Origin of the sequence: Nostoc punctiforme PCC 73102 (assembly GCF_000020025.1) — a bacterium.
Lineage (GTDB): Bacteria > Cyanobacteriota > Cyanobacteriia > Cyanobacteriales > Nostocaceae > Nostoc > Nostoc punctiforme.
The window spans coordinates 4,369,716-4,385,344 of sequence record NC_010628.1 but is presented as its reverse complement, the minus strand read 5'-3'; the positions used below and the strand labels follow the sequence as shown (position 1 = coordinate 4,385,344).

Here is a 15,629-nt window from a genome sequence, read left to right as displayed (position 1 = left end):
TGAATTTTGTGTATATTAACACTCAGTGGTAAAGACAAGAGCAGCAAAAATTGTCTATCTATCATCTCCACGTCTACACTACTGATGCCAAAACCCCTGTTATAAAATAAGTTAGACCTTGTGAATAATCTTTCTCTTTATTCAGTTAATTGTTCGGAACAGCCTTTACACCCTTCAACTTTAAGTGTAAGAAAACGGTTAATTGACATTGTTGGAGCCATTGTGGGGCTAACAATCACGTTTCTAGTAGCAATTCTTGTGACGATTGCTACCTTTATTCATGAGCCAAGCCCAATATTTTATTCTCAAATTCGCTGTGGTTTGAACGGAAAAACTTTTCGCATCTGGAAATTCCGCTCCATGATCGTAGATGCCGATAAAGTCAAGCATTTGGTTAAAAACCAAGCCAAAGGTCACATCTTTAAATCTGTTGACGATCCTCGCATTACTCCTATGGGTAAATTTTTGCGGCGTACCAGTTTAGATGAATTTCCCCAATTTTGGAATGTTTTGGTAGGCGATATGAGTTTAGTTGGTACTCGTCCACCCACTCCTGATGAAGTCAGCAATTACGATCCACATCACTGGGATAGATTACGAGTCAAACCAGGCATTACCGGAGAATGGCAGGCTAATGGTCGTTCGAGTATTACAGACTTTGAAACCATCGTCAAAATGGATATAGATTATCAACGCAAGTGGTCTGTAAGTTATGACCTGAGTCTGATTATTAAAACTATCTGGGTAGTATTGAAAAAAACTGGTGCTTATTGAATAAGTCATTAGTTTTTCTCTTGTGTTCCCTTATCTCTATTTCTTATTCAACCCTTGACACCACTACCAGTATCTGTGGGTACAATGTAACGTTGTAAAAATAAAAATAGTAATAATACTGGAGCGATCGCAATTACTGAGCCAGCAGCTACCAACCGCCAGTCAAGAGAAAATGTCCCTGCTAGCTTTGCGACTCCCAAAGGAAGAGTGTATAAATTTTCGTCTTGGATGACAATTAAAGGCCATAAAAAGTCACTCCAAGCACCAATAAATACGAAAATAGCTAAAGTTACTAATGCTGGTCGAACTGCTGGTAACATCACATGCCACCACAAACCTAACTCCGAACTGCCATCCATTCGGGCGGCTTCTTCTATCTCTTTGGGGACACTCATGAAAGCTTGGCGCAACAGAAAAATACCAAAGGCAGAAGCCAAACTCGGAAAAATCATTCCTAAATAACTATTTCTCAAACCCAACTGGACTGTCAAAATATAGAGGGGAATCATCACGATTTGGAAAGGAATCATAATCGTGGAGACAATCGCCACAAAAATCCAGTCTCGCCCCACAAATGACAATCTTGCCAAGGGATAGGCAGCTAAAGCACAAAACAGTAGATTTAAGCCAACAGTCAGCACTGACACCAAAGTGCTGTTATACAGGTATTGTCCAAAAGGTAGAGAGTTCCACACACTAAAGAAGTTATCTAGTGTAGGTTGACTGGGCAATAGCTGTGGCGGCGACTGTAAGATATTTTCCGTCGGCGATTTTAAGGCTGTACTAATTAGCCATAGTAAAGGAAAGAGCATTACCAATGCGATCGCTCCCAATAGCGCATACATTAACAGATTTTGCGATCGTGATTTTTTCCAGTTCAGCATTTGATTAATAACCTAAATACTCTAAATTGATTGTGCTTAGGAGCTTACAATAACAAAATTCAATAAGTCGGAATCTAAATCCATATAGATGTAGAGAGTAGAGACGTAAAATCTTACGCCTCTACAATAGTTTTGGTTGCAAAACTTATAACTTTGATACATCAAATCAGCAACACCAAAAGTCGTATCTAATCAAGTAGGCTTATAGCCTATCATCCTACAGTTTTAAATCAAATTATAGTGGTTAATCTTCAACCGCTACATAAGGTTGTGGTTCCAGCAAACGTTGGGCAATTTGTTCTCGTCGATACTTTGCAAGTTCGCTGTAAAGCCTCTTGCGAGAGAGATTCACACTTCCAACAGGCTCATGGTCTAGCAGTGTATGCCAAGGGGAAAACAACATCCCCTCATCCAAGCGTTTGCGTTCTTCAAAATCAAATTTCTGACTAAAAATGCGAACAGTTGCAACTTTAACAAACGGTGAATCTGCTTCTTGCCATTCTTTAACATGGTCTTCAATAGGCGTTTTTTCATCATCTACATAAAACTGAATAAAGAAGTCAAAAGATGCTTCTTTACCTTCTTCAGTCAAATATTTGACTATTGCTTCCCGGAGGTAATTTTCTGATTCGGGAAGTTTTTCGGGTGGTTGTTCAGGCTGTTGAGATTTGACAGACAATCTTACAATGCGATTTCCAAACTTAAACGGAGCCATACTCCAATATTGAATCAAAAGCGGATTTACTACTTTCTGGCTGCCAATCTTTTGCAAGATTGCAAAGGCATAACCAAGTTCCTGGATACGCTCTGGGCTAAGTTGTCCGCTACCTGCTCTCGAAAGATCGGCGTAATCACGAACATCTTTGGTCAAGAAAATCGGATAATTGTTGAGTATAAAATCTTGAGTTTTTTCTTCATCATCTAGCACTTTTTGCCCGTCTACATTCATCACCTTGATGGCGATACCGCGAACATCCGGCTGGCTATCGGAGTGGAATTTACCACGCTTTTCAGGCGAACCACCACTAGAGAAACGAATCCACGCAGGATAGGTTTGGGGCTTTTTGAATAAACCTACTCTCAAGTCTTCAGGAACATTGGGTTCAATAATAAACTCTCCTCCAAGCAGTCCATGACTTTTACTATGAATTTGGCGGAGGTCTGGGCCTGTTTTTTGTTGAGCTTGGAGGCTAGTTGCTATTATCTCGTCAATTATTGCTTCCTGGTCAGTGGTAGATGACGTTGGATTAGTCATAAATATTTGATGATGTGTCTTCATCATCCTGAATGCTTCAACCTTTCTGAGTCAATCCGGTTTCCGTAAAAATAGCTTGTAGTGGTTTATCCCAAGGTTCAATAGGTATTTGGGATAAATAGGCGAAATCAAAGATAATTCCGATAGTCGGCTTTGTCTGCCACTGCGGTAAACTGAGCAAGCGATCGTAATATCCGCCGCCATAGCCCAGGCGATATCCTTGATAGTCACAAGCTACACTGGGGACAAGAATCAAATCCACTTCGGCAGCATCTAAGATTGGAGCGTCAGGGTGCGGTTCAGTAATGCCATAAGTGCCACTTTGAATAGAATCTTTAGGTGTCCAAATATGCCAACATAAGTATTTATCAACGCAGCGAGGAAATCCCCAACGATATTGGGTGTTTGCAAATAGTGGACTGAGGTCAGGTTCTTGGCGAAAGCTAAAATACGCAAGTATTGTTTTTGCTTGGGTAAATAAAGTAGAGTTTTGTAAATGAGAGCATAAGCGATCGCTTTTTTCTCTCCATTCTCTAACGGATATTGATTGGCGTGTTTTCAGGAGAGTGCGGCGTAGTTCTGCTTTATTTAGTTGATGATTAACTTTGTCCATGAAAATTTATAGCCTCAAACAAATAAGCTGGGCATCGCCCAGCTTATAACAACCGACATTCACTAGTACATTGTTATGCGGCGTGTTGACGATACCACTCAATGGTATTCTTTAACCCTTCCTCAAAGCCCACCTGAGCTGTGAAATTAAAGGCTTGCTTTGCCCGTTCAGTATCCAAACAACGGCGGGGTTGACCATTAGGCTTATCAGTTTGCCAAACAATTTCACCCTTAAACTCCATCAATTCGCAGATTAGAGTTATTAAATCAAGAATGGAGATTTCATAACCTGTTCCCAAGTTAACTGGTTCTGATTCGTTATAGAATTGAGTTCCCATAACAATCCCCCGTGCTGCATCTTCTGAATACAGAAACTCGCGGGTGGGACTGCCATCACCCCAAACTGGGAGTTGCTTTTCTCCTTGAATTTGGGCTTCGTGAACTTTGCGAATTAACGCTGGAATAACGTGGGAACTTCCGGGGTCAAAGTTATCTTCTGGACCATATAAATTAACTGGCAGTAGGTAAATTCCATTAAAATCGTATTGCTGGCGGTAAGATTGCAATTGAACTAAAAGCGCTTTTTTCGCAATTCCGTAGGGAGCATTAGTTTCCTCTGGGTAGCCATTCCAAAGATCGTCTTCTTTAAATGGCACTGGGGTAAATTTAGGATAGGCGCAGATAGTGCCAACACAAACAAATTTTTCTACTCCAGCTTGATAGGCAGCGTGAATCAGGTGCGTACCCATGATCAAGTTATCGTAGAACAACTCTGCGGGTTTTTCGCGGTTTAGACCGATGCCACCCACATGAGCTGCTAAGTGGATAATTATGTCTTGCTGGTCAACTGCCCGCTGGCTATTTTCCCAGACACGCAGATCGCAATCGCGCGATCGCGGTATTGTAATCTTCTCACGATCAGCCCCTGCTTTACACAGTTGATCTATCACCTGACGACCTAGAAACCCCGACCCACCAGTGACGAGAATTCGTTGATTTTTTAGTTCTAAGGCGGTCATATTTTTATCCTCTGTGCTGCAAATTCAGAAGTGCAAAGCGCCGAGTTCTTGACGAACAGTGGCAATATCTAATGGAAATTGCGAACCATTTCCATTGGGTGAAGTGTGACCCAATGCTTGTAAGTCTGCTTCTACCATTAAGGAAACTAATTCTTTAAAGGTTACTGATGTTTTCCAGCCCAAATTCTGACGTGCTTTGGTAGCATCGCCAATCAATAAATCTACCTCAGATGGACGGAGGTAACGCTCATCAAACTCTACATAATCTTGCCAATTGAGATTTACGTAACTAAATGCTAGTTCCAAAAATTCTCGCACTGAATGGGTTTCACCAGTAGCAATTACATAATCGTCTGGCTGGTCTTGCTGCAACATCAACCACATTGCTTTTACGTAATCCTTCGCATAGCCCCAATCTCGCTTTGAGTCTAGATTACCCATGTAAATCTTTTTTTGCTTACCAGCAACTATACCAGCAACTGCTCTAGTAATTTTGCGGGTTACAAAGGTTTCACCACGTCTTGGTGACTCATGGTTAAAAAGTATGCCGTTACAAGCAAACAAATCGTAGGACTCACGATAATTTACAGTTTGCCAGTGGGCGTAAACTTTTGCACAGGCGTAAGGACTGCGGGGATAAAAGGGCGTTGTCTCACTTTGCGGTATTGCTTGTACTAAACCATACATTTCTGAAGAACCCGCCTGGTAAAATCGCACCTGAATTCCAGTCCGGTGTTGGTAGTCTCGAATTGCTTCCAACAGACGCAGCGTCCCCATTCCTACAGCATCCACCGTATATTCTGGTGAATCAAAGCTTACTCTGACATGGGATTGAGCGCCGAGGTTGTAAATCTCTACTGGTTTGACTTCTTCTAAAATACGTCGCAACGTCGTACCATCTGTCAAGTCACCATAGTGAAGAAACAACCGTACTCCCTGTTTGTGGGGGTCTTCGTAAATGTGATCGATGCGGTCTGTGTTGAAGGTAGAAGTCCGGCGAATGATGCCATGAACCTCATAACCTTGTTCTAGTAAAAACTCACTTAGATATGAACCATCTTGACCAGTAATACCAGTAATCAACGCTCGCTTCTGTTGCGTCATGCTCAATTATCCCTTATTGTCTTTGATTAAAAAGTTACAGGCAATTTGATACAAGCTAGCAGCTAATTGCTAAATTGCCTAATGGGAAACCTACGAGTTCTTGTTGTTATGAGGTTTTTTCCCGTAAATAAATATACTTAATAAAAAGCAATTAAAGACGTAAACTCAATCTTAGATAGACCAAGATTGTTTAAGTATGTATATTTTTCTTTTACTAGATATATCAAGAATCTTTTTGTGTACGTTGTTTTTTGTCAAAATTTCATATATGTCTGGTTTTGTGAAGACTGAATAAAATAGAGATTTGAAATCAGATTTTTAGGGGCATTAACTGCCCCACAGAATCGCCCCTAAGTATTAAATCAGTATGCCCCGTTATTTTTGGGTAAAATAACTACATCCACAGTTTTCAAGATGATCCATAAATCAAGCCAGAAATTCCTAAATTTGACATAATGCAGGTCTATCTGGACTCGCCGGGGGTAGGGAATGTCATTACGCCCGGATACCTGCCACAAACCAGTAATTCCTGGACGAATTGTTAAAATTTCATCAATGTGACAACCGTATTTTGGCAGCTCTTCTGCTACTAAGGGCCGGGGGCCGACTACACTCATGTCCCCTTTTAAAACGTTCCAGAACTGGGGAAATTCGTCTAAGCTAGTAATTCGCAAAAATTGACCAATTTTGGTAATTCGGGGGTCTTGTTTCAGCTTAAAACTGCTTTCAAATTCTTGTCGCAACTCGGGCGATGTTTCCATCATTTGCATGAGGATTTCGTCCGCATTGCTTACCATTGTTCTGAATTTAATACAATTAAACGCTTTGTAATTTTTCCCTACCCGTTCTTGGACATAAAAAATTGGCCCTTCTGAGCTGAGAGCGATTAGCAAGGCCAAAATTAAGTAGACGGGGAAGAACAAAATTAACACCGACAGCGAAAACACTATATCGAACAGTCGTTTGGCAAACTCTCCGTTTAAACCCTGAAAAGATAAACCTTTGGGTTTAACTTTTGGCGTCTTTGTTTTTTGACCGCGTTTTAAGAAAGTACGCGTAGACGCTCTAGTGTCTTGCCGTACGCCTCGCTTGCCGGAGAGGAGTGAGCTCTGGGCAGTCATCATACTCCTTAATAATCCACACCACACATAGTCCCAATATTAAAGCCAAAATGATGTGCTTCTGGGGAAAATTGCCAAAAGCCTAAAAAAATAAGACATTAACCAAGACCATCATTCCGAAAACGGTCTTTTTCGTTGCACTTGTTTACAAAATTTAGATAACGATCTGCAAAGATTTGCGGTGAAAACTGCGCGGCGTGCGATCGCATATACTCAGAACTGAACGAACCCTCATACATTTCAAACTTTTCTACTGCCTCCACTAAAGCCGCCTCTGTTTGCGTCTTGAAGAATATACCTGTCCCTGTATCTACACAAGAGCGAATATCTCGCACTGTTTCGAGAGCCCCTCCTGCACCGTAGGCAATTATTGGTGTACCACAAGCTTGTGCTTCCACTAGGGCAATCCCAAAATCTTCACAAGCTGCATATACAAACGCCTTGGCCCTAGACATATATTTTTTTACCACATTATCGGGTTGCCATCCCAGTATTTGGATATTGGAGTTTGCCATCTCGCGAATCTTGTTCATTTCATCTCCTGTACCAATGACTACTAATGGTCGTTTTAGTTGATTGAAAGCCTTGACAATCAACGATATTTGCTTGTAACTCACTAACCGGGAAACTGTCAGGTAGAAGTCCTCTTTCTCAGACAGAAATGGAAATTCCGCAATATTCACTGGTGGGTAAATAACTGTTGCTTCTCGTCGATAGCAACGCCAAATCCGCCGAGCTGTATGTTGCGAGTTAGCAATGAAGTAATCAACGCGATTGGCACTCAATACATCCCACTGGCGTAAACGATGCAATAAATATCGCGTCACCCACCCAGCTAAACCACTACCCAGTTTGCTGTGACGCAGATAATCAAAGGTCAAGTCCCAGGCATAGCGCATAGGGCTGTGACAGTAGCAAATATGCATCTGTTCTGGAGTGGTAAGGATTCCTTTGGCAACAGCATGAGATGAAGACAGAATTATGTCGTAATGCCGCAAATCAAGTTGTTCAATTGCCAAAGGCCACAAAGGCAAGTATTTTTGTATACCATTGCGGGCATAAGGAAAGTTTTGGAGAAACGTCTTGCCAATTTGACGCTTATATAAATAACTTTCTTTATTGCTGGATTCAAAATCGATCAGAGCATACAAATCAGCATCAATGTGATTCAAAATTTCTCGTACAACGAGTTCGGAACCACCGGTGGCTTTAGGTGTCAGCCACTCATGAACCAGAGCATATTTCAAGGGCACAGCTAACTTGAATAAATGGAAGATACAAAGGCTAACTTGATGACGTTAACTGAAAAGTTTCCCCTTGTGATTAATTAATGGGAAGCGCCCCAGATTAGCACATAAGACGCAATTTTTCCGTCAGAGGTTCCAGATGGATGATAACCTCAGATTGGGCATTGGGCATCGGGTATGAGGTATGGGGCATGGGGCATTATTATTTCCCTGTTTCTTCATACCTTGCACTCCCTTTCTGACTGCTTACTCCTGTAACGACAACTGATATGGAAAAGGTGAGTTTATGCGAATTCTAATTATGGGTGGTACTCGGTTCATTGGTATCTATTTGACTCAATTACTAGTGGAACAAGGACATGAGGTGGTGCTGTTCAATCGTGGAAATCGGGCAACACCTTCTTTACAGGGAGTAGGACAAATTATAGGCGATCGCACTGACCCTACCCAATTAAAAGCAAAGTTATCACAAGAAAGCTTTGATGTCATTTTTGACAATAATGGGCGGGAGCTTACTGATACTCAACCACTTGCAGAGATTTTTCAAGGTCGAGTGCAACATTTTGTGTATATGAGTTCTGCCGGAGTCTATCTCAAATCCGATCAACTACCCCATGTCGAAGGAGATTTAGTAGATCCCAAAAGTCGCCATAAGGGTAAGCATGAAACGGAAGCTTATTTGACTCAATTGGGATTGCCCTTTACTTCCATTCGTCCTACTTATATTTACGGGCCTCGTAATTATAATGAGTTGGAAGGGTGGTTTTTTGACAGAATTGTGCGCGATCGCCCCATTCCCATCCCCGGAAATGGTTTGCATATTACTCAGCTGGGTCATGTCAAAGACTTGGCAAAAGCAATGACCCAGATTTTGGGTAATAAGCAAGCCATAGGACAGATTTATAATATCTCTGGCGATCGCTTTGTCACTTTCGATGGTTTAGCCCGTGCTAGTGCTGTAGCGGCTGGCAAATCACCCGATGCTACAAAAATCGTCCATTACGACCCGAAAAAGTTTGATTTCGGCAAACGCAAAGCTTTTCCGATGCGGGTGCAGCATTTCTTTGCTTCGGTGAACAAAGCACAAACAGAATTAAACTGGCATCCTGAATATGATTTGATTTCTGGGTTACAAAATTCTCTGGAAAATGATTATTTGGCTAATGCAAAAGATAAGGCTGATGTTGATTTCTCTGTAGATGAGGAGATTTTACAAGCTTTGTGAGTAAATATGTTTAGGGGCGTACAGCTGTCATGGGTGTCAACTTAAGGAAACAGTAAACAACAAGAGGTAGATTAGGGGAGTAGAGAGAAACACAAAAGGAGTTGTCAAGATGGCTACTCCCCGGATGAGAAAAGATAGCAATCCAGACCTGAGAAGACAAATCCAAGTACCAGCACCAGCAATAGAACAAATAGAAGCACAAATATACACATAACTAGAACCATCGAGCTTTAAACCACTGCGGCAGTTATCAACAAAAGACAATACAAACTTTAGATACAGAATACTAACATTACCAGTGATGATGGCAGTGGTAGTGAGTCTGGTATATAGGCGAATTGCAGGATTAAGCGAAGCACTGAGGTTGCTAGCAACAGAAGGTTTAATGTGGGTAGAACCGATGTTGGTAAGCAAACAAGCACTATCGTAAAGGTTGATGAAATTACCAGCAGAATTATTTGCACAAGTGTTTGAGCAAGTAATTGAAAAAATCCAGGCAACACCATCGGTAAGTAAAATACCACTACAGTGGCAACCAATATATCAAAAGTTTGGTGCAGTGTGGATAGCAGACGGGTCAACACTGGAAGAATTACGAAAAAAATTGAAAGCGCTATCTGAGCAAAAAACAGTGTTGGCAGGGAAAATAATGATGATGGTAGAAGCATTTACCAATGTGCCAATCAAAATTTGGTACACCCAAGATAGTAAAGCTAATCATCCTGACTGGAACCATTATTATACGCAGCGTCTTGGTTGTAGCCCTGGTGAAATATCTGTATCAGAAATAGTAAGTCCCGATCGCAAATTTATAGAAAAATTTCTTAACGTCGATTGTTACGTATGTGCCGTGGTTCATATTTCAGGGACAGAGGTTTGGGATATGCTGGAACCTTGACAAGCAACTTACTGGAAGATTTTACCCAGAGGTTACATAGTTCGTTACCAAAGTAGGCAAAGTGATTGGCATATTGACTCAGATACTTTACCAGAGTGGATTGAAGCAAATGACCAAGCTAATGAATGGTACTGGGAATTTCGGAAATGGTATACAGACCCTGAACTTGAATAAAAAGGAGGAGGTGTTATAAATATGTTGTAAATATTTTTTCTGCAATTTTGTGAAGTACAGATATATTTGAAGATGAACGATCGCGAAAATATTCAACAATATTTCATAAATCTCCTAAAAATTATCGAAAATCAAAGACCTGGATACATTGCTGTTTAAAAAAAAGGTCTACTCGATGATGAAATTCAGAATAGCATTACAACCCATCCAATTACTGAAGATTTAATCGCTATATATTCATGTGTTAAGGGATGTTGTTTTGAACGTCCTAATAATTTTGATTTTCCTACAGATTTACTTCCTGGGTACGATTTAATCGAAATTGATAAAGTAGATAGCGTTATAAATCTTTTGCATAGCGTACATAAAGATCCAGACTGTTGGGGATGGCAGCCAGATATGATTCCTTTTTTACGTGGTAGCGGAGGTGATTACTATTGCGTCAGAACTTTGTCAGACGATCGATCAGTTGTATGGACTCCTAAAGATGATGTTTTATATGTAATTTGTCAAAGTATTAAAGATTTTATTTTAATAATTACGGAATGCTATAAACAAAATGCTTATTTTTTGGATGAAGATAGGTATCTGGAATGTAATTATGATTTGGAAGAAAAAATTATAGTAAATTTCAATCCAAATTATTATTATCAAAATGGTTTAGAATCAAAAGAATGATAAAACACATAAAATCCATTTGTTATAAGTTAAACCAAGAACTTAATAGTAGAGATTGAGTTGACATTGGGTAAAGATGTATACTTTAATTTAATATTTAAATTAATTGCTTATGGTACAATATCCACTCCACAATGTTCTAGAAGCCCGTGCCCGTTTGGGTGAAGGCCCCATCTGGGATTCTACCCAAAACGTAATTTACTGGGTTGATATCTACAACCATCGTGTACATCAGTTCAATCCTGCTACAGGGAAAGACTTGTTTTTTGATGTGGGAGATGTAGTAGGTGCGATCGCAACAGCAGGTGCAGATAGATTAATTATCGCGCTGCGTCATCACCTGGCATTTCTCAACACCCGGACAGGTGTAATTACCCCCATTTTAGAAATTGAGGGAAATCTGCCAGATAACCGCCTCAATGATGGTAAATGTGACCCTCAAGGACGTTTTTGGTTCGGTTCAATGTGTTCTTTGGAAAAACCCCAGGCTAGCCTCTATCGCTATGACAATGATGGTTCATTGCATGTAATGGAAACGGGATTGACTATTTCTAATGGTCTGGGATGGAGTCCCGATCGAAAAATATTTTACTTAACAGATTCTCATCAACAAAAAATATATGCTTACGACTTTAATTCAATAACAGGAAATATTACTAATCGTCGGATTTTTGTTGATTTAACTCATGAATCTTTCTACCCAGATGGGTTGACAATAGACAGTGAAGGACATATTTGGTCAGCTATGTGGAATGGATGGTGTGTGATTCGTTTCAACCCCAAGGGTGAAGAGATATTGCGGATAAAGCTACCTGTGCAAGTGCCAAGTAGCTGTACTTTTGGGGGCGAGGATTTGCAAACACTCTACATTACCACTGCTTCAGTTGGACTAAGCCAAGCAGAGATCGAAAAAAGTTTCTACTCTGGTGATTTGTTTGCTCTCCAAACTGATGTTACTGGATTACCTACTTATGCTTTTGAGGAATTATAGCAATTTTCAGCTAATCTAACTATATAGTAGGGAATCATAGATTTGTGCATCTACTATTGTTTATTCTCTCCACAACGACACTTGCTGTTTGAGTTCTCTCATATCTAAAGAATCGCTAGCAAAAGCTTTTCGTAAAAGTGGATGAGGAATAAATCGATCGTATTTTTGAATTTCCGGTGCTTCTGAAGTACTGAGCAAATCTTCTGAAGTAATTCTTTGCTCACACAATGAAGCAATTTCAGGATAAAGATGTTTAAATTTATCCTTGGCTAATTTAACTGTTAAATAATAAGGATTTACTCCACCAATACTTGTAATTTCCAATGATTCTCGACAGTAGGAGTTTAGTAATCTTTCTAAGGTGCGATAAGCAACTGTACCCATCCAGGGAAAAATGCAGCATTTACCTTTTTCCAATTCTAAGATATTTTGTTTATCTAATCCAACCTGCTGCGCCAAATGGCGAACCTCACGTAAACGTTGCAAAGCATTTTTTTGCAAGTAGCTGTACTCGACATTCTCAAATAAAACTTGTTGCATTCGTTGTAAAACTTTGGTATGAATAGTGCCACCACTCCCACGCCAATAAATACTAGCTTTCCCCTCGGCTTGTTTAACAAAAATTGCTTTCTTTTTAAAGTCAACTTCTACTACTTGCCAAGTTCTCCCAGCTAAAGCAAATTGATTGCCAACAGCAGGCGGCGTGACAATACTGCCAATTTGCGTTGCACCTTGCTTAACAATATATTCTTGTTGTTCAGCAAAGACAGCATAAAACTGAAATTTTCTTACAATCTTTTCTCCTATTAAACCCAGGATTAATTTACCTTTCTCAGTATGCTGAATATGACCAATATCAATCAAATAACGAAGCAATAATTGGAAATCTTCTTTGGAAATAGCAGCAAAGGGCGGTAGACTAAAAATTTGTTTAGCTAAAGCATTAGGTGAAAGTTCTCCTGTTGCTGTTAAAATACTCATTGTCTGATGATAAAGCAAACTCAAAGGATATTTAATCGGTCTAATTGGTTCAATCCATTGCTCCTCTAAGTACAGTTGAATGATAGCGATAGACTGTAACAACTGCCAGGGTATTTGCTCTGGTAGAGAAGCTTCTGATAATGGTTTCTCTTCAGCACAGATAAAGCGCATATCAGCAGCTTCACCTCTTCTGCCACTACGTCCTAAGCGCTGTAAAAAGCTAGCTACAGATAAGGGTGATTCTAACTGAATAACTCGCTCTAAATGACCGATATCTATGCCTAATTCTAAAGTCAGAGTGGCGGCCGTAACTGCTGGATTGTTGGGTTCACGCATCGCATTTTCAGCAGCTTGCCGCAAGCTAGCAGATATACTCCCATGATGCACATGATATATATCTGGTAGTCCTTGTTCTGTGGCAATTTGTCGCAAAGATGCAATTACAGATTCAGTACGCGTGCGATTATTAGCAAATATCAGACATTTGCGAGATTTGCTGAGGTTAAAAATATATTTTTCATAAGCTGTTGCTTCTGATTCATCTACTTCATCACTAATATAAAAATGTTCTACAGCTAGTTTGATTTGGCGTTTTATGCCGTCAGTTTGAGGTGTAATCACTGACTTATCTGTTCCTGAACTCAACCAATTTTCAGCTAGTGAGTAATCACCAAGAGTTGCTGACAAACCAATACGGCGCGGTTGCTTTTGCGTCAACTTTGCTAAACGTTGTAATTGGCAAATAATTTGACAGCCGCGTTCTGAACCCATAAAGGCGTGAATCTCATCAATGATGACAAACCTTAAATCACCAAATAAGCGAAGGAGGTCGTTATTTTTGTTGATTAACAAACTTTCTAGAGATTCTGGTGTAATTTGTAGAATTCCTTGAGGATTATTTAAAAGTTTGTTTTTTCGACTTTGAGAAACGTCACCATGCCAGTGCCAAACTGGAATATCTGCTTCTTTGAGTAAGTAGTTGAGGCGCTCAAATTGATCATTAATTAAAGCTTTGATTGGACTAATATATAATGCGCCGATGGTAGTAGCAGGGTTGGTATGTAATAAAGTCAAAATTGGTAGAAAAGCTGCTTCTGTTTTACCGGCAGCAGTTGCAGCAGTAACTAGTAAATGAGCATCGGTGTCAAATATAACTTTACAAGCGGCAATTTGGACTGGTCGTAATTCAGTCCACTGATGATGATAAATATATTCTTGGATGAAGGGTGAAAGTCGGCTAAAAGCATCACTCATTTTTCTATGAATAATTGGATTAAAGAACCGGTCGCGTATCTGTAAGATATGATGGGCAATTAAATAAATCTCTTAATTATATATAGGACTAGCCCTTTCAAGGTGGGTAAAAATTTTTGTCAATAAAATTCCTCTTTAAGCTCTTTACTCTGTGTAGAGACCTTTGAACCGCAGAGACGCGGAGGACACAAAGAGAAAAAAGAGATTTTACCAGTCAGCTTGAAAGGGCTAATTAAATGGTATTTTGAAAAGTTTTGCCGATTTTCCTCCTGTTGACTCAAGACAGATTAACATCTATAAATCAAACTGAAATAATAGAGACAAGTATATAATCAGGCAAAACCATGAATAAGTATAAGGAAATATTACGTGTAGTTCTTGCTATATCAATCATTGTGGTTGGGGTGACACACTTTGTTGTTCCAGGAGAATATGTCAAAATTGTGCCGCCACAACTACCCTACCCTTTAGGATTAGTTTATCTCAGTGGCTTTTATGAAATTTTGGGTGGTATCGGCTTATTAGTCCCGCCTGTAAGTCAAGCTGCTGCTTGGGGACTTCTTGCTCTTTTTATTGCTGTTTACCCTGCCAATATTAATATGGCGGTTAATCTGATTAAGATTGAACATATACCAAATTCACCTTGGGTACACGTAGTCAGGCTTCCCTTACAAGCAGTTTTAATTACTTGGGCTTGGTGGTACACGAAATCTTCTGATTGGGAAAAACAAGCTTCCATCATTCCCAAATCACTCATTCCCAAAGAATTAAAATTGAAATGAGTGGGTTTTTTATATTTGAATTATGCGTATTGCAACTTTATTTGGGATAACACTTTCGTTCGCAATTGGTATTGGGGGAGCAACGCTTCCGGTAACTCAAGCGGTGCAGCTTAGAGATGGTACAGTCTACTTTGTCCAACCGCCGAAACTTGTGAATGCAACTACTACTTATAAAGATGTGAATGTTTGGGGTGGAACTTACTATTTCACTATCAACCTGCCGGAAAATGCTGGAGAATCTCTCCAGAAGGTAACGATCGCACAAAGGGAGGGAACAGAGAACATCCGCTACAATCTTAATGATACCCGTGCCTTTGTCGGAAAGAGCGATGCCTACGGCGGGCTACGCCTACGCAAAGAATCTCGGCTAACACTAGGCCCAGTCACAGACGAACGCGACACACGAACCGTTACTGTGAATTTTGATCCGCCTGTCACTCCTGGACAAACAGTGACAATCGCCCTGCGTCCTGTGAGTAATCCCAGCTTTTCTGGTGTCTACTTACTAGGTGTAACAGCATTCCCGGTAGGCGAGAAATCCCACGGACAATTTCTCGGCTTTGGACGATTTCAGTTTTATAGCAATAGAAGCAACTGGTGGTTTCCGTAAATACCACGAGTTTGTGTAGA

At 40.2% G+C, this 15,629-nt stretch carries 16 protein-coding genes; 7 read left to right on the top strand and 9 right to left on the bottom strand.

Annotated elements, in window-relative coordinates:
- Window positions 1-120 precede the first annotated feature (120 nt).
- A complete protein-coding gene (locus tag NPUN_RS17655) occupies window positions 121-774 on the top strand; it encodes a sugar transferase (RefSeq protein WP_012409871.1) in 654 nt (217 codons plus the stop codon).
- Between the two features lie 47 nt (window positions 775-821).
- On the opposite strand, the gene NPUN_RS17650 is transcribed toward NPUN_RS17655, so the two are convergent.
- The 7 genes from NPUN_RS17650 to NPUN_RS17620 all read right to left on the bottom strand — a co-directional run bounded on the left by NPUN_RS17650 (window position 822) and on the right by NPUN_RS17620 (window position 8,022).
- Window positions 822-1,658, bottom strand: coding sequence for a carbohydrate ABC transporter permease (locus NPUN_RS17650; protein WP_012409870.1), 837 nt, complete (start codon window positions 1,656-1,658; stop codon window positions 822-824).
- 244 nt (window positions 1,659-1,902) lie between these two features.
- Complete coding sequence (locus NPUN_RS17645) at window positions 1,903-2,913, bottom strand: catalase family protein (RefSeq protein ID WP_041565488.1); 1,011 nt, start codon at window positions 2,911-2,913, stop codon at window positions 1,903-1,905.
- A gap of 37 nt (window positions 2,914-2,950) precedes the next feature.
- Complete coding sequence (locus NPUN_RS17640; RefSeq protein ID WP_012409868.1) at window positions 2,951-3,526, bottom strand: 5-formyltetrahydrofolate cyclo-ligase; 576 nt, start codon at window positions 3,524-3,526, stop codon at window positions 2,951-2,953.
- Between the two features lie 73 nt (window positions 3,527-3,599).
- Window positions 3,600-4,544, bottom strand: a complete 945-nt coding sequence (locus tag NPUN_RS17635) for a GDP-L-fucose synthase family protein (protein ID WP_012409867.1) — start codon at window positions 4,542-4,544, stop codon at window positions 3,600-3,602.
- Window positions 4,545-4,568: 24 nt separating this feature from the next.
- Complete coding sequence (gene gmd / locus NPUN_RS17630) at window positions 4,569-5,648, bottom strand: GDP-mannose 4,6-dehydratase (RefSeq protein WP_012409866.1); 1,080 nt, start codon at window positions 5,646-5,648, stop codon at window positions 4,569-4,571.
- A gap of 362 nt (window positions 5,649-6,010) precedes the next feature.
- Window positions 6,011-6,769 carry an undecaprenyl-phosphate galactose phosphotransferase family protein gene (locus tag NPUN_RS17625; RefSeq protein WP_012409865.1) on the bottom strand — a complete coding sequence of 253 codons (759 nt, stop codon included), beginning with the start codon at window positions 6,767-6,769 and terminating at the stop codon, window positions 6,011-6,013.
- Between the two features lie 98 nt (window positions 6,770-6,867).
- Window positions 6,868-8,022, bottom strand: coding sequence for a glycosyltransferase (locus tag NPUN_RS17620; protein ID WP_012409864.1), 1,155 nt, complete (start codon window positions 8,020-8,022; stop codon window positions 6,868-6,870).
- A gap of 280 nt (window positions 8,023-8,302) precedes the next feature.
- Between NPUN_RS17620 and NPUN_RS17615 the strand changes: the two genes are divergently transcribed.
- Window positions 8,303-9,241: an NAD-dependent epimerase/dehydratase family protein gene (locus NPUN_RS17615; protein WP_012409863.1), complete on the top strand. Its 939-nt coding sequence runs from the start codon at window positions 8,303-8,305 to the stop codon at window positions 9,239-9,241.
- Window positions 9,242-9,277: 36 nt separating this feature from the next.
- Here NPUN_RS17615 and NPUN_RS37775 read toward each other — a convergent pair whose 3' ends face one another.
- Window positions 9,278-9,655 carry a hypothetical protein gene (locus NPUN_RS37775; protein ID WP_052304629.1) on the bottom strand — a complete coding sequence of 126 codons (378 nt, stop codon included), beginning with the start codon at window positions 9,653-9,655 and terminating at the stop codon, window positions 9,278-9,280.
- Between the two features lie 22 nt (window positions 9,656-9,677).
- On the opposite strand from NPUN_RS37775, the gene NPUN_RS37770 reads away from it, so the two are divergent.
- The 3 genes from NPUN_RS37770 to NPUN_RS17600 all read left to right on the top strand — a co-directional run bounded on the left by NPUN_RS37770 (window position 9,678) and on the right by NPUN_RS17600 (window position 11,982).
- Window positions 9,678-10,139 (top strand): hypothetical protein, encoded by a 462-nt coding sequence (locus NPUN_RS37770; protein ID WP_052304628.1) that lies wholly within the window; start codon window positions 9,678-9,680, stop codon window positions 10,137-10,139.
- Window positions 10,140-10,496: 357 nt separating this feature from the next.
- A complete protein-coding gene (locus NPUN_RS39230; RefSeq protein ID WP_083782416.1) occupies window positions 10,497-10,991 on the top strand; it encodes an SMI1/KNR4 family protein in 495 nt (164 codons plus the stop codon).
- A 112-nt stretch (window positions 10,992-11,103) separates the two neighbouring features.
- Window positions 11,104-11,982, top strand: a complete 879-nt coding sequence (locus NPUN_RS17600) for an SMP-30/gluconolactonase/LRE family protein (RefSeq protein ID WP_012409861.1) — start codon at window positions 11,104-11,106, stop codon at window positions 11,980-11,982.
- A 60-nt stretch (window positions 11,983-12,042) separates the two neighbouring features.
- On the opposite strand, the gene NPUN_RS17595 is transcribed toward NPUN_RS17600, so the two are convergent.
- Window positions 12,043-14,217, bottom strand: coding sequence for a DEAD/DEAH box helicase (locus NPUN_RS17595; protein ID WP_012409860.1), 2,175 nt, complete (start codon window positions 14,215-14,217; stop codon window positions 12,043-12,045).
- Between the two features lie 344 nt (window positions 14,218-14,561).
- Between NPUN_RS17595 and NPUN_RS17590 the strand changes: the two genes are divergently transcribed.
- Window positions 14,562-14,999 (top strand): DoxX family protein, encoded by a 438-nt coding sequence (locus NPUN_RS17590; protein WP_012409859.1) that lies wholly within the window; start codon window positions 14,562-14,564, stop codon window positions 14,997-14,999.
- 22 nt (window positions 15,000-15,021) lie between these two features.
- Window positions 15,022-15,609, top strand: coding sequence for a DUF2808 domain-containing protein (locus NPUN_RS17585; protein WP_012409858.1), 588 nt, complete (start codon window positions 15,022-15,024; stop codon window positions 15,607-15,609).
- Window positions 15,610-15,629 lie beyond the last annotated feature (20 nt).